Source organism: Variovorax sp. 3319, from assembly GCF_031456585.1.
Taxonomy (GTDB): domain Bacteria; phylum Pseudomonadota; class Gammaproteobacteria; order Burkholderiales; family Burkholderiaceae_C; genus Variovorax; species Variovorax paradoxus_P.
Window position 1 is genome coordinate 355576 of record NZ_JAVDUZ010000003.1, and the last position, 21638, is coordinate 377213.

The following is a 21638-nucleotide window of genomic DNA, read 5'->3' on the forward strand; positions in this document are numbered from 1 at the left end:
CCTCACGTCGTGCCGTGCGCGTACGTAGCCGCCCTTGTGCGCGGCTGGCGAAAGCGCGAACTCAGCAGCCCGGCAAAAACCGCCGCAATCAGCCCCGAGGCCGCGAACGGGCCCCATCCGAGAATCGGCCCGCGCATGAAAGGCACGTAAGCGGCCAGCAGTACCAGCGCGCAGAGGTAGGTGCTCGAGAGCGCGGCATGCGGCTGTGCCACCTTGTCGAGCACGCGAAACAGGGCCGAGATCGCCACGCCGAGCAGCACCGGGCCTGCCAGGCCGAAGTCGAAGTACGCCGTGGTAAAGGGCGGCAGCGAGAGATTGCTTTGCGAGAAATTGCCCAGGACCGCCGGCCATCCGAGCGGGTCGAACTCCGGAAACATCTTCAGGTCGCGCGGCAGCATGAAAGAGAAGGCCGACAACAGGTAGCGGCCCAGGCCAAGATCGGGTTCCGGTGCGCGCTCCAGGAGCCCGGCCACGATGTACATGGCGTCGAAGTCCTGGCTGTACGGAAAGGTGGTGAGCGTCTCGCCCCAGAAGCTTCCGCGCGACACCAGGTTGAGCACCGGGCCAAGGCCTGCAATGGCGCCGAAGATCAGCATCGACAGCAGCCAGCGGCGCTTTACGCCGAGCGCGTAGATGAAGAGCGGCAGCAGGCCGATCAGCAAAATTTGCCGGGGCGTGTTGACCGGGTAGGCCGCAATGCCGGCCAGCACCAGCGCAAAGCCCGCGGCACACCACGACCAGACGGTCCGGCGGCGATACGCATGGATTGCCAGTGCCACGAAGCACATCAGCACAACGAGCTTCGGCAGCGTCGAATACACGATGAAATCGACCGGCAGGTTTTGCCCACCCTCGTCCGGCAAGCCGCGCGCAATGAAGTTCAGGTCGGGGCGGATGAACAGCGATGCAAATGCCGCAACCGTGCCGCTCAACAGCAGCAGTACGGGGTGCGCAACGCCTGCAATCTGCGTTTCGGGCACTCCGCGCCCACGCGCAAAGTCCGGCGCCGGCGCTTCATGCATGCCGAACCGCGCGGCTTCCACGCCCGCCATGTACAGCAGCAGCAGCGTGATGGCTTGCCTGTGCGCTTCGCTGCCGATCACGCCCGTGTCCCAGAACGAGACATCGGCCGCGATCTGCATGGCCGGCGCCACCGAGAAGTAGGTGAGCACGGCCGTGTAGTGAATGAGCAGGAAGATGCTCTTTCCCGGGGCGCCGAGCATCGCCAGCTGCACCAGCGCAAGCACGCACACCGCCGCGTAGCCCCACACCGGGTCTACCTGGGCGCATGCGAACGCAGCCGCAATGCCGAACCAGAAGCAGAGTGTTCTCATGACGGGGCCTTGTGAGGTCGGGTGTGTGGGGTGTTCGGCTCAGGCGTGGGCGATCTCTTGGACTGGACGGATCGCCTCCTGGTACGCCGCATAGGTGCGGCGCAGGCCTTCTTCGAGCGGCACCGTGGCCTGCCACCCGATGGCGGCGGCGCATGACACGTCGAGCAGCTTTCGGGGGGCGCCGTCCGGCTGCGAGGTGTCGAAGCTGATCCGCCCGCGGTAGCCGACGACGTCGCCGACCAACGCCGCCAGCTCGCCGATCGACAGGTCGACGCCCGTGCCGAGATTGATGTGCGCGCACATGGGCGTGGTGTGCTGCTCGTAGCTTTCGCGCGTCATGTCCATTACGGCGATGCAGCCGTCGGCCATGTCGTCCACGTAGAGAAACTCGCGCCGTGCGCGGCCGGTGCCCCAGATCACCACCTCGGGTGCGTTCTCGGTCTTGGCAAGGTGAAAGCGCCTGATGAGGGCCGGCACCACGTGGCTGTTCTGTGCGTGGTAGTTGTCGCCGGGCCCATACAGGTTGGTGGGCATCACGCTGCGGTAGTCGATGCCGTGGGAGGCGCCGTACTGCCGGTTGTAGCTTTCGCACAGCTTGATGCCAGCAATCTTTGCGATTGCATACGGTTCGTTCGTCGGCTCGAGCTTGCCGCTGAGCAGCGCATCTTCGTGGATGGGCTGCTCGGCAAGCCGCGGGTAGATGCAGCTCGAGCCGAGGAACAGGAGACGCCTGACGTTCGCAAGGAACGCCTGGTGCGTGATATTGGCGGCGATCAGGAGGTTCTGGTAGATGAACTCCGCCGGGTAAGTCATGTTGGCGTGGATGCCGCCGACCCTTGCCGCCGCAACATACACCTGGTCGATGTGCTCCGAGGCGAAGAACCGGCGGACTGCTTCCTGGTCGAGAAGATCCATCTCCTCCCGGCCGCGCGTGACGACCTCGTGCCCGAGGCCCCGCAGCCGCTTCATGAGCGACTGGCCCACCATGCCGCGATGACCAGCAACGTATATACGCATATGTTCTTTCGGTTGAAGGTTGAGGGTTTAGATAGCGGGAGGAAGGCGTGCCCGGCCTAGCCGGAACCCTTTGCGCCCGCGACCACGAGAAAGGTCTTCAGCAAGATGGCGACGTCCTGGCGCAGTGACAGCGTGGCGACGTAGTCCGCGTCCATGGCCGCCCGGCGCCGGTAGCTCACTTCGCTGCGCCCGCTCACCTGCCACAGGCCGGTAATGCCGGGCCGCACCGCGCAGTAGTGGCCCCAGTAGGGCCCGTACAGGTCTTTCTGCGAAAACATGCAGGGGCGCGGACCGACCATGCTCATGTCGCCCTTGAGCACGTTCCAGAACTGCGGCAGTTCGTCGAGGCTGTACTTGCGCAGGAATGCACCGAAGGGCGTGATGCGCGGGTCCTTGTCCAGCTTCTGGTACTTGGCCCATTGCTGGCGCGCTTCTTCGTTCTCGCGCAGGTGGCGCGCCAGCACCGCATCGGCGTCGGACACCATCGAGCGGAACTTGTAGAAGCTGAACACGCGACCGTCGCGGCCATAGCGCGGCTGCTTGTAGATCGCCGGGCTGCCGGAGGTCAGCAGCACGCCGAGCCAGACGAGCGCATACACCCACCCCAGGAACAGGAAGAAGCAGCTCGCCATCACGATGTCTGCGCCCCGTTTGGTGGCCATCAGCAATCGCGAATTGCCCGCCCAATGGATGGGCGCATTCGACGGCAGTGTGTTCACGCTGTCGCTCCCTCCGCCGCGGCTGCGGCTGCCACCGGCGTTGCGGGGCGGGGCAGTTCGGGCGGTGCGGTCGGGTAGTCGTGCGCGCGCAGGCGGTAGGCGCCATAGCGGTAGGAAAGGCTGCCGTAGTAGCGGTGGCGCGGGTCCACCGCATTGAGCACCACGCCCTGGAAGCGCGCACCGGCGTGCCTCAGCTGCTTCATGCTTTCGGTCAGGTCGCCTACCTCGTTGTCGCCGGCGCGCGCAACCATGAGCAGGGTGCCCATGCAGGGCGCCATCTCGGCCGTCTCGGAAGCGAGCAGCGTGGGCGGCGTGTCGACAATCACCGCGTCGTAGCGCGTCGAGACTTTTTCGAGCAAGCGGGCGAATGCGTCGCTCGTAAGAAGCCCCGTCGGGTCGGCTGGCAAGGCGCCTGTGGTCATCACGTCGAGATGCGGCAGCACGCCCTTGTGGATGGCGCCGTCGAGCTCGACCGTGCCCTGGATCAGCTCCGAGAGCCCGCCGGTGCGCTTCAGCCCGAAGCGGGGCGCCACGCTGCTGCGCCGCAAGTCCGCATCGATCAGCAGCACGCAGCGGCCGCTGGAGGCAAGCACGGCGGCGAGGTTGGAAGACACGAAGGTCTTGCCCGCGCCCGGCGTGGCGCTCGAAATCATGATGCGGTTGTTGAGCGCGCGCGGCATCGCAAACTTGAGCGCGGTGCGCAGCCGCCGCAATCCTTCCAGCGACGGGTCGTCCGGATGGGCCGCAGCCAGCAGATGCACGCCCGGCTTGCCCTGCAGCACGGCACGGTCGAGGTGGCGCTGCTGGTCGCTCAGCGTGACGGTGCTATACACGTCCAGGCCGGTGTGGGTTTCGATCTCTGCCGGGCCGGCGATGGTGTTGCGCCACGACCTGCGCATGAAGGTCGACGCCGCACCCAGGAACAGGCCCGCCAGCAGCGCAAGCGCCAGGGTGATCGAGGCCTTGGGCCGGATCTGCTTTTCAGGCGTCAGCGCCTGGTCGAGCACGCGCACGTTGCCGATGCGGCCTTCCTTCGCGAGCCGCATCTGCAGCGAGCTGTTGAGCAGCGAAACGTACAGGTCGGTGTTGACCTTGATGTCCCTCTGCATGCGCAGCGAGTCCTGCTGCATCATCGGCATGCGGCGAATGCGCTGGTCGACGCCGCCGAGAGCCTTCTTCAGCGAAGCAATCTGTGCGTCGATGGTCATGACGCTAGGGTCTTTGGCGGTGAAGCGCTCGGTGAGCTCCAGCCGCTTCTGGGTTGCGTCGAAGAGCTTTGTCTGCAGGTCGATGTTCTGCGACAGCGCATTGCGCGCCTCGTCGTCGAGGCTGATCGTCCCGTTGCGATTGCGGTACTGGTTGTAGGCTTCTTCGGAGTCCTCCAGCTGCTGCTTGAGCTTGGGCAGCTCGCTGCCCAGAAAGTTGAGCGCGCGCTGCGCCTGCGCGGTCTTCTGGTCGATGTTCACGCGCACATAAAGCCGCGCGACTTCATTGAGCAGGTTGGCCAGCTGCGTGCGGTTGTCGGTTTGCCAGCTCACGTCCATCACCGACGACTGCTTGCCTTTCTCGATCACTCGCAGGTCTTTCTGCAGCTCGAGCAGGGTGAGCTGCTTCGATTGCCGCACGAGCGAGAAGGCAGCGCCCGGCCGGCCCACGACGGAGCCCACCAGCAGGTGCACCGGGCCGAGCGGGGTCTCGGCGTCGAGCGGCGTGCCCACGGTGCCTTCAAGCGGCGTATCCAGCTTGGGGTGGGTCAGCGTGTAGGCGCCGTTCTCGCCCGCGGTCAGCTGGAAGCGCGTGCCCTCCAGATCGGTGGGCACATCCATCTGCGCAACCACGATCTGCTCGGTGCCGCTCACGTAGCCCGAAAGGCCCGCAAAGCCGGGGTCAGAAAGCGTCTTCGCGCGGCGTGCCAGCCAATGGCCCACGATGGGCACATAGAGCGGCTCGGCCTCGATGTAGAGCTTGGTGTTCTCGATGGCCTGCCCGAGCACCAGGCGCGACTTCAGGATTTCAGCCTCGCCCGCAGTGGGCGTCTTGGCGTTCAGCGCGCTGCTCGCGGAGTCGCCGACCAGCGTCCCGCCGGAGCGCTCGGGGTCTTCGACCTGGATCAGCACGTTGGCCTCGTACACGCGAGGTCCGAACATCGCATAGGCCCCGCCGATCAACAGCGCCACGGCCGTGATCTTCACGATCTTCCATCGGTTGTCGATCAGCAGGTCGATGTGCTCCCGCAGCCTCGAAGGAGGCTGCTCGGAGGCCGTTGCCGCGTCGGTGGGGGCGGTAACCACGGGTTGCCAGTGCGCGTTCATGAGATCACCTTTTTGGGTTGCCTGGACGGGGATGGAGGGTTCAGCGGCGGCTGGCCGTGCCGCCGAGGTTCACGACTTGCGCGGCGGGAAGAATCAGGCTGATGACCCGGTTCCAACGCACCAGCGGCACGGGATCGATGTAGACCACGTCGCGCGGCCGCAGCTCGAAGCGGTCGGCAAGGGCCAGTGCCACGGGGTTCTTCGCGTCCAGGTGGTACACCTCGGGCACGTCGCCGCGCGAGTTGCGCACCACGTAGATCTGGCCTGGCGAAGAGGTCAGCAGGTCGGGGCCGCCCGCGTCGCCCAGCGCCTCGTTCAGGCTCAGGCGGCCGTTGCGCATGAGGAGGGCCGACGGGTTGCGGATCTCGCCCATCACGTACACACGGCTGTCCTCGCGGGTGCCCACGTTCACGATGTCGCCGTTCTGCAGCGGAATGCGGCTCGCATCGAAGCCGTAGCGCTGCAGCAGCGGCAGGTCGATGGTCATGGTGCGTTCGCCGCGCGTGAGGTTCACGCGCGAGCGGTCGGCGGCGGTGGTAACGCTGCCGGCGCGGTTGATCGCCTCGGCCAGCGTCATCGGCACGTCGGTGAAGATCTGCAGCCCGGGGGTGCGAACCTCGCCTTCCACGTACACGCGGCGGCTGCGGAACGACTGGATGCGCACGCTCACCAGCGGGTCTTTCACGAAGGGAGAAATCTTCCGCGTGATGAAGTCGGACGCGGCGCTCTCCGTCATGCCCTCGATCTTTGTGCGCCCGATATACGGGAACGTGATCTCGCCCGCGCCATCGACGATGAAGCCCGGTGCCACGCTCACGCCCGTCGGGTCCGACTGCTGGGAGATGACCGCGCCCGCATTCGGCATGAGCTCCGGATGCCGGTACACCACGATGCCGATCACGTCGCCCGGAGCGATGGTGTAGGCGGGTGCCTTGCCGAAGAGCTGCCGCACGTCGGCCGGCACGCCTTGCGGCTCTTGCGCGGCGCGTGTGCGGATCAGCTCGGGCGTGATCGGCACGATCTTCGGTTCGCCCTCTGCGCGCGACGCGCTCCAGCCGCCGCTGTCGGGGTTGCTGAAGCCAGGAATCCCGCAGCCGCCCAGGCACAGCGGCAGCACGAGCGCGGCCACCGTGCCCATGCGGCGTCGGATGCGCGCGCTGGCAGACGCTTGGACAAACGCGCATGCAGCGGTCGCAATGCGCGGGGAACTGGCTGAGTCGGGGTGTGCCATGGGATGGTCCTTTGCTCGTGGGGGATCCTGGAAGTCCTGAAACCGGGTTACTGCGGCACGTAGGCGCCGCGCAGTGGGAGCTCTGCAACGAGCGGGGCGGGGCTGGTGGTGCGGCGCTCCGTGCCGGCACCGAAGGCGCAAGCGGTCACCCAGTCGCCGACCGACTGCAGAAACAGCTGCTGCCCTTTTGCGGTGCAGAAGGTGTGGTCGAGTTCGCGCATGAACTCGTACTGAAGGGCCTGGGCGAACGGCTCGCGGCGGAACGGGCCGAGCTGGTCGCGGTCGCGGTCCGAAACATGCAGCGAGCCCGAATACAGCAGCTGCACCGCCACCTTGCGTTCGACCAGGCGCTTCATGGCCGCGCCGAACCACACGGCATTCACTTCTGCCGGCTTTCTCTCGGTGAAGAAGCCTGGCAGCGCCTTTGTCGAATGGCTGCGCAGAAAATGCCGCTGGAGCCAGCGCTTGGCCTTGCCCGCGAACGCCGGGTGCGCAGGCGCCGCAATGGCACGCCGCACGGTGCGCTCCCAGCGGGAGCGCCGCTCCGGAAAAGCGAATCCGTCGAAGAGCGAAACGGCCACCACGCGCGGGTCGGCCTCGGCCACCGACATGGCGTGTTCCACGCCCGAGCACATGGCCACGATCACGAACTGCCGGATGCCCTGCGTCTTTTCGAGCAGGTCCATGCCCGCCTGCAGGTCGTGCAGCGCGCGGGTGTGCAGGTCGCTCGAGAAGTCGGACGCGTCGCTGTCGCCCACGCCGCCAAGGTCGAAGCGCAGGCTGCTCACGCCGCGCTCGGCCAGCACATGCGCCAGCTTGACGTTGATGCGGCGCGGCCCCACGCGGTGGTTGGCGCCCATGTTGAACATCAGGCATGCGGCGGTGGCCGGCACCTGGTGCGCGGGGTTGGTGACCGTGCCGACCAGCGAGTTTCCGGGGCCGAACCGGACCGGGGTTTGTGTCATGTCATTCATGAAGGGCACCCTGCAGGCGGTGAAGCGCATCGGCCGGAACCATGGCGCTGTTGGGGTAGGGGTCCGACGTCCAGTCGAGGCGGTGCTGAAAGTAGGCAAGGCGCACCGGCATGTAGCGCGACTGCTGCTCGGCAGCCCATTGCGCCGTCTGCTCGTCGTCGGGGCCCGTGAGCACCAGCGTCTCGTGCAGCGCGGTGAGCGCGAGCGACTCGGGCGTGAGCGCGGCCAGCTGCGTGCGCAGCGTTGGCGAAAGCGATGTGCCCAGCGCTTCCTCGGGCATTGCGCCGGGCTCCCGCGAAAGTTCGCGGCGCCAGGCCAGGTCGGGAATGCAAAAGGTGGTGTCGATTGCAGCCACGTGCTGTTCGCGCAGCAGGCGGGCGTAGCGGCGGCCGTCGATTACCGGCTCCCACAAGACCAGGCGCGCCGGATCGCAGCGCCCGTTGCGTGCGGCCAGCACGGCCAGCGTGCCGCCGAGCCGCGCGCCCACCCATACGATGCGGCTTGCGGGTGCGCGCCGGCGCAGTTCTTCATGCGCCGTGCACAGGTCGCGCCGCCAGCCGTCGAGCTCGCCGTCGTCCTCGTCGCCCGGCGAATCGCCGGTGCCATAGAAGTCGAAGCGCAAGGTCGCAACACCCGCACGCGCCAGGCGCTCGGACAGCACCTTGAAGAAGCGATGCGTGCGCATGCCCTCCTGCCCGAAAGGCGGGCAGATCAGTACGGCGGTGTTGCCGGGCTGCGCGTCTTCGGCGGCATGGAACAGGCCGAAGATCTGGCGCGACGCGGGCCCGAACAGGAATGGATAGGGGGTCGTCATGCAAAGCTCTCCGTTGCGCCGCGCGGCGCGCTGACGCGGGTGTGGGTCTGCCGCCACTCGGCAATCGATCCCACGCTGTCCATGCGCGAAGGCGCGGACTGCAGCACAAGCCACAAGATCCGGCCGGCCACGGGCACCTCGACGCTGCGGCAGTCGGCCGTCAAGCCCACTTCAAAGCGTTCCGGCGGCACGATCAGCCCCAGGCCGATGGCCTTGAGGCAGGCCTCCTTGCGCGTCCAGCAGGTAAGAAAGGCGTGGTCGCGCTCATGAGCGGGCAGGGCGCGCAGTGCTTCGTTCTCGAGCCGGGTGAAATGCGTTGCGGCAAGCGCCAGTGCGTCGGGCACCGCGCGCAGCTGCTCCACGTCCGCGCCCAGCGGGCCGCGCTCGCCAATGGCAATCAGGCCCAGCCCCTGGCTGTGGCTCAAAGAAAAATGAACCCGCGGCCAGCCCAGCAACGAAGGCTTGCCGAATGCGCTGTGGGTAAAGCGCAGTGCGTCGGCGCGCTCGCCGGTCTGCTCGGCCAATGCGTAGCGCAGCGCCGCATGCGCGGCCACGAAGCGCTGCCGATCGACCGCAAAGCGAAACTGCCCGGCGCGCGCGCGTTCATCCTTCGACAGGATCAGCGCCGCCCCGGGACCGGCGCAATCGTCCAGGTCGAGATACCGGCAAACCGGCGCATCGACGGAAGAAAGGTTGAAGGCCGCGTGTCCCATGATCGTTCACTCCTTGCGCAGCCAGCCGCCGAAGGTGCGGCTCAAGAGGCCCTCGCTGCGCGCACCGGCCTTGAGGTTGCCCATGGCAAGCGGCGCCAGCTCCGTGAGGTCCGCGGTGTCGTGCGCTTCGCGGGCGGACGCGGCGATCTGGCCGAGGTTCTCGAACAGGTAGCGGCGCGACTGCACGCGGTAGCCCAGCGTCTGCTCGGTCTGCTGCAGCGCCCGCAGCACGAGCAGCGAATCGCCGCCAAGGTCGAAGAAGTTGTCGGTCGGGCGGATGTCGTTGACGTCGATCCCGATCACCGAAGCCCAGATCTGCGCAAGCTGCGCGTGCTCGGGGTTCAGCAGGGTGTCGTCCGCCTTCGGGACCGCGGCGGCGCCATTGGCCGGTGCCGCAGTCTTGTGCGGATCGGCCGCTGCAAGCTTGCGCAGGTACACCGCGCTTGCCGAGCCTTCTTCGCTGGAGAGTTCGGCCAGCGTGGCGTCGGGGTAGTCGGCCGCCCTTTGCAGCAGCTCCAGGTAGCGGTCGCGCAGGTGGGCACCGGTTTCGCGCAGGTAGATATCGGCGTTGTAGATGAGCGCGCCTTCCAGGCCGTGCGGCTTGTCCATCAGCCACACGCCGATGTCGTCGGTTGCGCCGTGCTGCATCAGGTGCAGCTGGCGGGTCTGCAGGCTGCCCAGGCGCCGCGCACGATCGCGTGCGTCCTGAAAGGAAAACATCGCCTGGTAGGGGCCGACTGCCCGAATGCGGGCACCGAGCGCGGGCTCGGCCATCAGGCGCTCGAAGGGCACCTGCTGGTAGTTCATGATCGACAGCAGTTCGCGCTTCACGTAGCGCATGAACTCCGAAAGCGGCTGCTCGAGGCCAACCTGCAGCGACACCGGCAGCACGTTGTTGAAGAAGCCCATCACGTCTTCTGTCTCGGGCTGCTGGCGGCCGCGCACCGGATTGGCAATGACGATCGATTCCGAGCCGATGACGCGGCTCATGGTGAGCGCGTAGATGCCGAAGGTCAGCATGCTGAGCGTCACGTCCATGTCGCGGGCGGCCTTGCGCAGCTGCTGCGTGGTCGACAGGTCGACACGGATCCACTGCGCGCCGCCCTGGCCGCTCTTGCCCGAGCGCCGCGGCATGTCGGTGTTGGGCTGGCGCGGCATCGGCGCATCGGCAAAGCGCTTCAGCCAGAAGTCGAGCTGCTCCTGGAAGCCCGCCTCGTTCATCCAGCCCGCCTGCCACTCGGCATAGTCGCCATGGGTGGTCGTGAGCGCGGGCAGGCCGTGCGGGCGCCCGCGTTCCGCCGCGTCGTAGATGGCGGAGAGTTCGCGCTGGAGCAGGTCGAAGGACCAGCCGTCCCAGATGAGGTGGTGCGGCACGAACACGAACACGTGCTCATGCTCGTCGAGCTGGAACACCGCCGCATGCATCATGGGCGCCCGATGAATGTCGATGGGCCGGTCGGCAAGCTCTTGCATGCGCTCGGCCAGTTCGGCTTCGCGCTGGTCGGCCGGCAGGTTGCGCAGGTCGATGAAGGGCAACTCGAAATCGACCGCTTCCGACATCGCCTGCACCGGCTGCCCGGTGTGCGGGTCGGTGGCCATGCGGGTGCGCAGCGCGGGCTGGCGGCGAATGATTTCCCGGAACGCGGCCTCGAAGCGCTGCGCATCGAAGCTGCCGGTCAGGCGCTGGGCGGCCGGCGCGTTGTAGACCGAGCGGCCCGGATGCAGCTCTTCCATGAACCGGATGCGCTCTTGCGACGGCGTGAGGGGCGCCGTCTTGCGGCTGAAGCGGCAAGGCAGCGGCGCCTGGGCACGGGAGCCCGTGCTTTGCAGGCCTTCGACAACGGCGGCCAGCTTTTCCGCCGTGGGCGCCTCGAACAGAGAGCGCAGCGGCAGCGTGATCTTGAACTCGCGGCTCAGCAGCGTCGTCAGGCGCGAAGCCAGCAGCGAATGGCCGCCCATGGCGAAGAAGTCGTCCCGCATGTCGAGGCCGGGCAGGCTCAGCACCTTTTCCATGGTTTCGAGCACCTTGCGTTCGCAATCGGTGCGCGGTGCGGCGCCGCGCCGTGCCTCGTCGCGCGAAACCTGTTGCGGCGGCGGCAGCGACACGCGGTCGACCTTGCCGTTGGGCAGCGTGGGCAGTGCCTTCAGCGCCACCACGTGCTGGGGCAGCATGAAGGCGGGCAGGTGCTCGCGCAGGTGGGCCATCAGCACGTCCTGGTCAAGCTCGACACCTGGCGTGAGCGCGAGGTAGGCCACCAGGCGAACGTCGCCCGGGCTGTCTTCGCGCGCGACCACCACGCAGCGCGAAACGCCGGCCACCTCGCAGCAGCGAGCCTCGATCTCGCCCGGCTCGATGCGGTAACCGCGCACCTTCAGCTGAAAGTCGAGCCGGCCCAGGTGCTGGATCAGGCCGTCGTTGCGCCAGCGGCCGCGGTCGCCCGTGCGGTACAGGCGCTTGGCGGTGCCGAAGAGGCGAACGGTGACAAAGCGCTCTGCGGTGAGTTCGGGCCGATCGATGTAGCCTTCGGAAAGGCCGTCGCCTGCAATGCAGATTTCCCCCGGCACGCCGATCGGGCAGGGCTGCATGTCGGCGTCGAGAATCCAGATCTCGGTGTTGTCGACGGGGTGGCCGATCGAAACGCCGCGCGATGCAACCGCCTTCGGGTCGACGAGCCAGGCGGTGGAATACACCGTGGTTTCCGTCGGGCCGTAGCCGTTCCAGAGCTCCGAGAGGCGCTCGCACAGCGCAAGCGCAAAGCTCGGCCGCAGCGGCTCGCCGCCAATCCAGCCCCTGAAGCCCGGTGCACCCGGCCACTGGGCGTCCAGCAGCAGCTGCCACATGCCGGGCGTGGCCTGCAGGAAGTTGATGCGCTCTTCCTGGAGCAGCTTGCTCAGGCGCACGCCGTCCATGGCGAGGTCGCGCTGCACCATCACGATCTCGGCGCCCACGGCCAGCGGCAGCAGCAGGTCGGGAACCGCCATGTCGAACGACAGCGTGGTCACCGCGGCAATGCGGTCGTCGGCATGCATGCCCGATTTGCGGAGCATCCACTGCAGCAGGTTGGCCACCGACAGGTGCCGTGCCGAAACGCCTTTCGGCAGGCCCGTGGAGCCCGAGGTGTAGATCACATAGGCGGGATCGTCGGGGCCAGCGTCGTCTTCGCTCGCGGGCAGCGGCTCGCCGGAGCCGTGTTGCCAGGTGTCCTCGCGGTCGATCTCGAACACGCGTTCGCCCGCATCGGAACGCCAGCTGCGTGGTGCCGCGGCAATGTCGGACGAGGTCAGGAGCAGGGCGAGGCTGGCGTCCTTGGCGTAGTGGTCGAGCCGCGCCTGCGGAAACGCGGGGTCGAGCGGCACGTAGGCGGCGCCCGCCTTCAGTACGGCAACCATCGAGACGACCATCTCCAGGCTGCGCTCCAGGCACAGGCCCACATGCTGGCCGCGGCGCACGCCGCGCTCGCGCAGCGCACGCGCCAGCCGGTTGGACTGCGCATCGAGCTCGGCATAGCTGCAAACGCGCGCGCCGTCGCGCACTGCGGGGCGGTCAGGTTGAAGCGGCGCGCGCTCCAGGAAGCGTGCGAGCGCATGCGGCGCGCCTTCGAGCTCGTTGGGCGGGGGCTGCAGGGCCATGAGTTCCTGCGTTCCCTCCGGCGAGAGCACTTCGAGCCGCCCGACTGCCTCGCCCGGGTTGCGCGCGGCCGAGCGGAGCACGCATTCGAACATGTCGAGCCAGCGCTGGACGGTGACTTCGTCGAACAGGTCGGTGTTGTATTGCGCCTCGATCTGCAAGCCGCCGTCGAGCGGGCGCAGGTTCAGGAAAAGTTCGAAGTTCTCGTACTTGCGGGCAATGGTGTCCTGCGTGACGTCCAGGCCGATGAAAGCCTGCGTGCTGCTGGCAACGTCGGGGTCCACGTTGAACACCACGCTCACCAGCGGCAGGCGGCTCGGGTCGCGCTGCAGCGCCAGCTTGCCCAGCAGTGCGCCATAGGTGAGCGCCTGGTGGTCGAACGCGTCGAGCACGGCGGTGCTGCATTCGCCCAGCAAGGCGTCGAAGCGCATCTGGCCGTGCGCCGAAAGGCGCAGCGGCAGCAGGTTGACGCAGTGGCCCACCAGGTCGGGCATGTCGCGCGCAATCTGGCCCGATGCCGGAATGCCGACCACGATGTCGTCCTGCCCGGTAAGGCGGTGCAGCGTGGCGACCAGGCCGGTGAGCAGGCCCGCAAACAGGCTGGCGCCGGTCTTTGCGCTCATCGAGCGCAGCGCGGTCACAAGGCGCCGGTCGAGCAGCCGCTCTGCGCGCCGCGAGCTGAAGGTGCGCGCCGCAGGGCGCAGGTGGTCGAGCGGGAGCTCGGTCACTGGCAAGGTTCCGCCGGGGTAGTGCTCCAGCCAGAAGTCCACATGCACCTGCATGTCGGGGTGGGCGGCCTCGGCGGCTTCCTCCGCGGCAAAGCTCGCGTAGCTTGGCGCCGGCTTCAGGCGCAGGCCGTTGCCGGTTTGCTCGGCATACAGATGCCCGAGCTGCTCGGTAATGACCACCCAGGACCAGCCGTCGCAAACCACGTGGTGCGCCGACATGACGAGTTCGTGCTCGGCGTCGCCGAGGCGGTACAGCACGGCCCGGAACAGCGGGCCTTGCTCCAGCGAGAAGGGCGTGCTCACCGCGGCGTCGTGTGCCGCCTTGAGCGCCTCTGCCTGTGCTTGCGCAGAAAGGCCGCGCAGGTCTTTCTGCACCATCGGGTCTTCGGGCGGCTGGCCGACGAGCATGCAGGTGCCGTCAGGCGAAATGGTTGAACGCAGCGACTGGTGGCGCTCGACGAGCCGGGCCACGGCACGCGCCATGGCGTCCTGGTCGAGCGAGCCGCGCAGGCGCAGCAGCACCGATTCGTTGTACGAGAGCGAGGCTTCGGTGCTCATCGTTGCGCCGAGCCAGACTTCGCGCTGCGATTCCGTCGTCGGAATAACGCATTCGATAAGGCCCGCGGCTGCGGGGGGGCGAAGAACGGCGTTCATGCTGTGGCCTTTCCATTGATCAGATGGCTGGGGGAAGAGGTGGTGTCCGGCACGTACCAGAACGGCTGGCCGTCGATGTCCCGGGCGAGAACGGAGCCGTCTTCTTCCTGCGCCTTGCGGTAGTCGAAGCCGGTGATGACGGTGGCGCGGCGCGGCAGGAATCCGGATTCCTGCATCTCGGCGACCGACTCCTTGAATGCGCGCTGGATGGTCGCGATGTCTTCCGCGCTGTGTGCGCTCGTCAGGAAGCACGGGAAGTTGTCCAGGATGTGCACGCCGCGGCTGCGCATCATTGCGAACAGCAGGTCTTGCAGCGGATGGTCTTCGAGCCAGCTCACGCGCCACAGCGATGCAAAGTGCTTGACCGCAATGGGCGCGCCCACTTCGGCGCACCACGCCGTGAGCTCCTCGGCCATGGCGCCTGTGCTGGCGTTGAGCCCCGCCTGCAGCGCAGGGCCCGCCTCTTTCAGATGGGTGAGCGACGCCTTGGCCGCGGCCAGCGCGAGCGGGTGGCGCACGAAGGTGCCGGCAAAGTAGGTCACGCCCACGCCGGGAATCGAGTCGTCGCCGTATTGCCAGGCGCCGCCGTCGAGTGCGTCCATGAACTCGCGCTTTCCGGCGATCACGCCCACCGGAAAGCCGCCGCCGATGACCTTGCCGTAGGTGGCAAGGTCGGCGCGCACGCCGAACAGTTCTTGCGCGCCGCCCAGCCCCACGCGAAAGCCGGTGATGACCTCGTCGAAGATCAGGCAGCTGCCGCTTTGCGAGGTAATGGCGCGCACTTCTTCCAGGAACTCGCGCGGCTGGAAGTCGGGCCGGCGGCTTTGCACTGGTTCGGCCAGCACGGCGGCAAGGTCTTCGGCGTTCTCGCGAATGAAGGCCAGTGCCTCGGGAGTGCCGTAGTCCAGCACGCGGATGTCGCCGAACATGCCGCTCATCACGCCAGGGGCAGCCGAGAGGCCCTTGCCGCCCTTGCCGGCGCGAACCAGCACTTCGTCGAACGTGCCGTGGTACGAACCGGTAAACACCACCACGGTGCTGCGGCCGGTAACGGTGCGCGCAATGCGCAGGGCCGCCATCACGGCCTCCGAGCCGGTGTTGCAAAGCGCCGCGCGGTCGCTGCCGGTGAGTTCGCAGATGAGCGCCGTCACGTCGGCGGCCAGCGGATGCTGCGGGCCAATTTCATAGCCCTCTTCGAGCTGGCGGCGCACGGCTTCCTGCACGAAGTCGGGCTGCCAGCCGAACATGTTCATTCCGAAGCCGTTCAGCGCATCGACGTATTCATTGCCGTCCAGGTCCCAGAGCTTCGAACCCTTGGAGCGCTCGATGACGATCTGGTAGGTGATCTCTTTCGTGATCGGGCGAAAGCCGTTGACCACGCGCGGGTCGGCCATGTGCGGGCGGTTGGCTTCGGTGAACTGCTTGCTCTTTTGCGTGCGCTCCACATAGCGTCGCATGAAGGTTGCGAGCCGCGCCTTCTGGCGGCCGCTCGGCTCGGCGGTGCGCTGCGTATGGATGCGCGCAATGGCGCCGAAGGCCTTCGACACGTCGTAGCGCATCGGCTCCCTGGATGCTGCGGGCTCTTCCGTGTTGGCAGCCGGTGCTGCAGAGGCCGGCACCACCTGGGCGATCTGGGTCACCTGCACCGCCTCTGCCTGCGTAGCGGGCTGGGCCTGTTGAATGGCCTGCGATGCCGCGGCAGCGGACACGTCTGCCCCTGCGCCCGATAGCAGCGCGAGCTGCTGGCGCATGAGTTCCATTTGTTGCGTAACAAGTTGTACAAGCGGCGCGGCGCCGAATCCGCCGCCTTGCAACGGAGTGAACGCGGGTTGCATGTGCACGGCGATTGGCGCGACGGCCGCCATTTGCACAGGCGCGGAAATGGCCTCGGGAACGGCAGCGGCTGCAACGGGTGCGGCAACGGAAACGGACGTGGCAACGAGCTCGGGCGGCAGGCTCTCCCGCAGGAACGCGCAGAGGGCGTCAAGGCTGCGGTAGTTCTCCATCAGCTGGCGAAAGCTCAGGTTCACCTTGAAGCGCTTCTTGATCTGCGTGGCAACCTGGGTGAGCGTGAGCGAGTCGAGCCCGAGTTCGCTGAAGGCGGCGTGCCCCTCCGCCTGGGCCATGTCGATGCCGGAAATGTCCTCGAACAGGGACCGCAACCGCGCGTCCAGCGAGGCGTCTGACGAAGCAGGTGTGGAAGAAACAGGTAGCGGGGGCGCTGCAGCAACTGTCACGGTCGTCTCCAAAACGGGGGGTGGTACGAAAAGGGCGGGCGCGGGCGGCGCGGCTTCCGGCAAGGTGGCCGGCTTTGCCGCGGGGGCCGCGATGTCGACCCAGAAACGCTTGCGCTCGAACGGATAGGTGGGCAGGCGGACCCGCTGCGCGCCGGTGCGCACGGCAAGCCGCGACAACTCGATGTCGGCGCCGCATGTCCAGAGGCGCGCGAGTGCGAGCCGCAGGGTGCGGGCCTCGTCGGCCGGCTCGCCGTGCAGCAGCGGCATTACCTCGGCGGCGCCGTGCTGGCGCACCAGCGTGGCAAGCGCATTGCGGGGGCCGACCTCCACAAAGAGCGGCCGCCCCGTTTGCGCCATGGCGCTGCGCACGGCGGGCGAAAAGTGCACGGTGCCGCGCAGATGGCGGGCCCAGTAGCCGGCGCTGGTGGCTTCGGCGTCTTCGAGCAGGCGGCCGGTGAGCGTCGAATAGATCGGGATCGTCGGCGGGTGCAGTGCCACTTCACTCACCAGCGCTTCGAAGGGCGCCACGGCGCCGTCCATCATTGCGCTGTGGAATGCGTGCGAGGTCTGCAGAGGGCGGCTCGGAATGTCTTCTTCCTGCAGCGAGGCCTGCAGTGCGGCAATCGCCTCGAAGGGCCCGGCAACCACGCAAGCGGTGGGGCCGTTGTCCGCGGCAAGCGACAGCGAAGTACCGAGCCTGGCCGTGAGCTGGTCCGCGCCAAGGCGCACGGACAGCATTGCCCCTGCGGGCTGGGCCTGCATGAGCGCGCCGCGGCGGGCGACGAGCCGAGCAGCGTCTTCGAGGCGCATGACGCCCGCAAGCACCGCGGCAACGAACTCGCCCACACTGTGGCCGATGAGCGCATGCGGCCGCGCGCCCAGCGAAAGAAGCCTGCGTGCGAGCGCATATTCCAGCGCAAACATGGCGGGCTGCGTCACGGCCGTGGGCGACAGCGCATCGGCCTCGCCTTCGAACATGCGTTCGCGCAGATCGAAATCCAGAGCGTTGCCGAATGCCTTCACGCATGCATCGAATGCGGCCGCAAAAACGGGATCGTTCGCATGCAGGTTCTTGCCCATGCCGGCGTACTGCGCGCCCTGGCCGGGAAACATCAGCACCAGTTGCGGCGCGCGCGAATCGATGTGGCCGCTGACGCGCCATGCGCTGTCGTTGCCGCGCAGTGCAGCAATGGCTTCGGCCGCGTCGCCGGCTACCACCGCGCGGCGGAAGGCATGTGCCTTGCGGCCGACGCCGAGCGTGTAGGCGACGTCGGCGAGCGGCAGCCCCGGTGTCGCATCGAGATGCGCGGCCAGCTGTTCGGCAGCCACCGCGAGCGCAGCCTCCGAGCGGGCAGAGAGCGGCAGCACCTGCGGGCCGATTGCAACGGGTGAAGCGGGGCGAGGCGGTGCCTCTTCGACGATGACGTGCGCGTTGGTGCCGCCCACGCCAAAGGCGCTGACGCCCGCGCGGCGCGGATCGCCGGCGCGCGGCCACGGCTGCAGGCTTGGCGTCACGTAGAAGGGCGTGCGCGAAAAATCGATGGAAGGATTCGGCGCAGTGAAGTGCGCCGTCGGCGGAATCACTTCGTGGTGCAGCGAAAGCGCCGCCTTGATGATTCCGGCGGCGCCGGCGGCCGTGACCATGTGGCCCACGTTGCTCTTGAGCGAGCCCAGCGCGCAGAAGCCCAGTGCGTCGGTGTGCTCGCCATAGGCACAGGTCAGCGCCTCTACCTCGATCGGGTCGCCCATGGGCGTGGCCGTGCCGTGCGCCTCCACATACGAAATGCTGCGCGCCTCCACGTTGGCTGCAGCCAGCGCGGCGCGAATCACCGCGGCCTGGCCGTCGACACTGGGTGCGGTAAAGCTCGCCTTGGCGCCACCGTCGTTGTTGACGGCGGCGCTGCGCAGCACCGCATAGATGGTGTCTCCGTCGGCCTGCGCATCTGCCAGGCGCTTCAGCAGCACAACCGCGGCGCCGTCGCTGAACACGGTGCCCTGGGCCTGCGCATCGAAGCTGCGCGTGCGGCCGTCGGGCGAGAGCATCGAGCCCTCCTGGTAGAGGTAGCCGCTGCGCGTGGGGCAGGTGACGGACGCGCCGCCCGCCAGCGCCATGTAGCACTGGCCCGTGCGCAGCGCATGAAAGGCATGCGCCACGGCCACCAGCGACGTCGAGCAGGCGGTGTGCACGCTTACCGCGGGGCCCGTGAGGTTGAGCCGGTTGGCCACCCGGGTGGTGATGTAGTCCTTCTCGTTGGCCAGCATCACCTGGAACTCCCCCACCGCTTCGATGAGGTCGGGCCGGGTGCTGACGTGGCGCTGGAAGTAGCTGGCGTTGTACATGCCGGCATACACGCCCACGGGGCCGGGGGCCGCGTCGGGCACATAGCCGGCGCGCTCCAGGCACTCCCAGCAAATCTCCAGGAACACTCGCTGCTGCGGGTCCATCAGCGCCGCTTCTTTCGGGCCGATGCCGAAGAAGGCCGCGTCGAAGTTCTCTATGCCTTCGATCACGCCGCGGGCGCGCACGTAGGCGGGGTCGGAGCGCAGGGCTTCGGAAACTCCGGCGTCGAGCGTCTCGTCGTCGAAAAAGCTGATGGTGTCGCGGCCGGCAACCAGGTTGTCCCAGAACTGCTCGACATCGGCAGCGCCCGGAAAGCGGCCCGCGGTGGCAATGAGCGCTACGGCGTCCTGCAGGTCTGGCGCGTTGGCCAGTGTTTGCGGCGAGCGGAGCCGGGCGGTTGCCGCGGGCGTTGCGTCGCCGGCTGGCTGCAACTGGGCCGCCATTGCGCCGGGTGTCGGATGCCGGAAGAAGAGGTTGGTCGAAAGCGGCTGCGCGCTGCCTTGCTGCAGATCGGCCAGCACCTGCAGCACCCGCATCGAGTCGCCGCCAAGGTCGAAGAAGTTGTCGTTGCGCCCTACCTTTGCGATGCGCAGCGCGCGCGCAAAGGCTTCGCACACGCGCTGCTCGATGGCGTTGCGCGCTTCTTCGAAAGGCTGGGAGAGGTCGGGCCGCTCGCCGGCGGGTTCAGGCAGGGCCTTGCGGTCCAGCTTGCCGTTGGCCGTGACAGGCAATTGCTCGAGCCAGACTTGTGCGGACGGCAGCAGGGCTGCCGGCAGGCGCGCTGCGAGGTGCGCGCGCACCGCCTCCCACGAAAGCTTTTCTTGCGAACGCGCGACAAGGTAGGCGACAAGGCTCAACTGCCCATCGGCATCGGGCCGCGCGACAACGGCGCAGCTCTTGACGGCCGGATGGGAGAGGATGGCGGCCTCTACCTCGCCGGTTTCGATGCGGTGCCCGTGGATCTTGACCTGCCCATCGCGACGGCCGATGAACTCGATGGTGCCGTCGGGCAGCCAGCGCGCAAGGTCGCCCGTGCGGTACAGGCGCTCGCCCGGCGCGCCGAACGGGTCGGGCACAAAACGCTCTTCGGTGAGCGCCGGTTGCCCGAGGTAGCCGCGCGCCAGCCCGTGTCCGCCGATGCACAGCTCGCCGACCAGGCCGCGAGGCATCAAAGCCATCGCCGGGCTCAGCACACGCAGCACCGTGTCCTTGATCGGCCGGCCGAGCGGTACTGAACGAACATCGGCGGGCAACGCGGCCGGAATGCGGTACGTGGCCGCGAAGGTCGTGCATTCGGTAGGCCCGTAGCCATTGCTCAACGCGAGTTGCGGAAGCGCGGCCAGCGCGCGCCGCACATGCGGCACCGAAAGCGCTTCGCCGCCCGTAAGCAGGTGCCGCAGGCCAGAAAGATGCGCGGGGTTGTCGTCGATTACCGCGTTGAACAGGGCCGCGGTGAGCCAGGCCGTGTGCACGTTGTGGCGTGCAATGGTGCGGGCAAGACCGCCGCCCGTGGGCACGCGCTCGTCATGAATGACGCAGCAGCCGCCGTTGAGGAGAGGCCCCCACACTTCGAGCGTGGAAGCATCGAAGCCCAGCGGCGCGGCATGCAGCATGGCGTGGCCGGGAGCCAGCTCGACATAGCCCGCATCGACCACGAGGCGAAGAATTGCGCGGTGGCATATCTCGATGCCCTTGGGCGTGCCGGTCGAGCCCGAGGTGTACATCACGTACGCCACCGTTTCGCCGTCGATGGACGGGGCCTCCCATGAAGCTTGCGCGTCGCCTTCCGCGTCGTCCGGCGCCAGCACGGCCATCGATTCCGGCACGAGGTGGCGGTGTGCGGGCGCGGCGATTGTCAGCCGCGCGTTCGCTTCGCGGAGCATGTAGGCAACGCGCTCTGCCGGAAAGTCCGTCGGCACCGGCACATAGGCTGCTCCCGCCTTCAGAACGCCCAGTTGCGCAACCACGGCTTCCATCGACCGGTCGAGCAGCAGCCCGACGGCGCCGCCCGCGCGCACGCCCTGCTGCTGCAGGCGCCGGGCGAGCCGGTCGGAGCTGCGCTCCAGTTCGCTGTAGCTCATCTGCGCTTCGCCCTCGGCAAGCGCTGTAGCGTCTGGCGTGATGGCGGCCTGGCGGCTGAATGTGTCCACCACGTTGAACTGGAGGTTCAGAGGCGCGGGGGGCGTGTTCCAGGCAACCAGCTGCTGCTCGCGGTCGGCAGCGGGCAGGGTGCGAATCTCGGCCAGCGGTGTGTCGGGGCGGCAGAGCAGGTCGGCGGCCGTGTCGGCGATTGCGGTCAGCAATTGCTCGAGCGAGGCAGTGTCCAGAAGGCCTGCTGCTGCGTCGGCGTGGAGGCGCGGAGAGTCGCTGGATGTGTCGAGCCAGAAGCGGAGGGGGGCCTGGGTAGCGGGTGCGATGTGTTCGCCGCGCAGCCAGAGAAAGCCTGGCAATAACCCGGGTTCCGTGGCTTCGTGTGCTTCTGTTGCTTCCGTTACGTGCCGACGCTGCTGTTCGAGCGTGGACAGCCACGCGCTAGCTGGTTGCGCGGGATCGAACGGCAGGGCAAGCGTTGATTGCGTTGCGGGTGCCTGCGGGCCGGCTGCCAGGGCCTCGGGCAGAACCGGTTGCTGCGCGTTGAGCCAGCGTGCCTGCAGCAGCAGCCAGGCTGCTGCAAATGGGGTGTCGGGGAATTGATCGGCAGCTCCGGCCCATTGGCTCCAGTGCCGCATATTTTCCGGTGCGAATGCCGCCGAACAACCAATTCGATCTGCCGTTGCCGAACCGGGCAGTGAAACGAACAGGTCGTCCAGTGAAAACCGGGGGGCTTCTAATTGCTCCGAAAAAACCGAATGACGTTTCATGGAATGGCTCGAATAGGTAATACTTGACGGCAGATTGAATACGGAAAAATTGCATTAAGTAAAAGTAAAAAGAGG

At 67.5% G+C, this 21638-nt stretch carries 10 protein-coding genes; all 10 read right to left on the bottom strand.

Annotated elements, in window-relative coordinates; translation table 11 throughout:
- Positions 1-2: 2 nt before the first annotated feature.
- Genes J2X67_RS08850 through J2X67_RS08895 form a run of 10 tightly spaced genes read right to left on the bottom strand, consistent with a single transcriptional unit; the run spans position 3 to position 21431 of the window.
- Positions 3-1334 carry a hypothetical protein gene (locus J2X67_RS08850; RefSeq protein ID WP_309952279.1) on the bottom strand — a complete coding sequence of 444 codons (1332 nt, stop codon included), beginning with the start codon at positions 1332-1334 and terminating at the stop codon, positions 3-5.
- Positions 1335-1373: 39 nt separating this feature from the next.
- Complete coding sequence (locus J2X67_RS08855) at positions 1374-2351, bottom strand: GDP-L-fucose synthase (protein ID WP_309952280.1); 978 nt, start codon at positions 2349-2351, stop codon at positions 1374-1376.
- Positions 2352-2407: 56 nt separating this feature from the next.
- Positions 2408-3070 carry a sugar transferase gene (locus J2X67_RS08860; protein ID WP_309952281.1) on the bottom strand — a complete coding sequence of 221 codons (663 nt, stop codon included), beginning with the start codon at positions 3068-3070 and terminating at the stop codon, positions 2408-2410.
- Complete coding sequence (locus J2X67_RS08865) at positions 3067-5382, bottom strand: polysaccharide biosynthesis tyrosine autokinase (RefSeq protein WP_309952283.1); 2316 nt, start codon at positions 5380-5382, stop codon at positions 3067-3069. The genes J2X67_RS08860 and J2X67_RS08865 overlap by 4 nt, the downstream gene beginning before the upstream one ends.
- A gap of 40 nt (positions 5383-5422) precedes the next feature.
- Positions 5423-6613: a polysaccharide biosynthesis/export family protein gene (locus tag J2X67_RS08870; protein ID WP_309952284.1), complete on the bottom strand. Its 1191-nt coding sequence runs from the start codon at positions 6611-6613 to the stop codon at positions 5423-5425.
- A 47-nt stretch (positions 6614-6660) separates the two neighbouring features.
- Complete coding sequence (locus tag J2X67_RS08875) at positions 6661-7587, bottom strand: hypothetical protein (RefSeq protein WP_309952286.1); 927 nt, start codon at positions 7585-7587, stop codon at positions 6661-6663.
- Positions 7580-8401: an alpha/beta fold hydrolase gene (locus tag J2X67_RS08880; protein ID WP_309952287.1), complete on the bottom strand. Its 822-nt coding sequence runs from the start codon at positions 8399-8401 to the stop codon at positions 7580-7582. The genes J2X67_RS08875 and J2X67_RS08880 overlap by 8 nt, the downstream gene beginning before the upstream one ends.
- Positions 8398-9114, bottom strand: a complete 717-nt coding sequence (locus J2X67_RS08885; RefSeq protein WP_309952288.1) for a 4'-phosphopantetheinyl transferase superfamily protein — start codon at positions 9112-9114, stop codon at positions 8398-8400. The genes J2X67_RS08880 and J2X67_RS08885 overlap by 4 nt, the downstream gene beginning before the upstream one ends.
- A gap of 6 nt (positions 9115-9120) precedes the next feature.
- Positions 9121-14124, bottom strand: coding sequence for a non-ribosomal peptide synthetase (locus tag J2X67_RS08890; protein ID WP_309952291.1), 5004 nt, complete (start codon positions 14122-14124; stop codon positions 9121-9123).
- Complete coding sequence (locus J2X67_RS08895) at positions 14121-21431, bottom strand: polyketide synthase (RefSeq protein WP_309952292.1); 7311 nt, start codon at positions 21429-21431, stop codon at positions 14121-14123. Before J2X67_RS08895 ends, J2X67_RS08890 begins: the two co-directional genes overlap by 4 nt.
- Positions 21432-21638: the final 207 nt, after the last annotated feature.

Bases quoted from the DNA above. Each gene is read 5' to 3' on its own strand.
- J2X67_RS08855 (WP_309952280.1), bottom strand. From the start codon at position 2,351: ATGCGTATATACGTTGCTGGTCATCGCGGCATGGTGGGCCAGTCGCTC.
- J2X67_RS08875 (WP_309952286.1), bottom strand. From the start codon at position 7,587: ATGAATGACATGACACAAACCCCGGTCCGGTTCGGCCCCGGAAACTCG.
- J2X67_RS08850 (WP_309952279.1), bottom strand. From the start codon at position 1,334: ATGAGAACACTCTGCTTCTGGTTCGGCATTGCGGCTGCGTTCGCATGC.
- J2X67_RS08880 (WP_309952287.1), bottom strand. From the start codon at position 8,401: ATGACGACCCCCTATCCATTCCTGTTCGGGCCCGCGTCGCGCCAGATC.
- J2X67_RS08895 (WP_309952292.1), bottom strand. From the start codon at position 21,431: ATGCGGCACTGGAGCCAATGGGCCGGAGCTGCCGATCAATTCCCCGAC.
- J2X67_RS08890 (WP_309952291.1), bottom strand. From the start codon at position 14,124: ATGAACGCCGTTCTTCGCCCCCCCGCAGCCGCGGGCCTTATCGAATGC.
- J2X67_RS08865 (WP_309952283.1), bottom strand. From the start codon at position 5,382: ATGAACGCGCACTGGCAACCCGTGGTTACCGCCCCCACCGACGCGGCA.
- J2X67_RS08870 (WP_309952284.1), bottom strand. From the start codon at position 6,613: ATGGCACACCCCGACTCAGCCAGTTCCCCGCGCATTGCGACCGCTGCA.
- J2X67_RS08885 (WP_309952288.1), bottom strand. From the start codon at position 9,114: ATGGGACACGCGGCCTTCAACCTTTCTTCCGTCGATGCGCCGGTTTGC.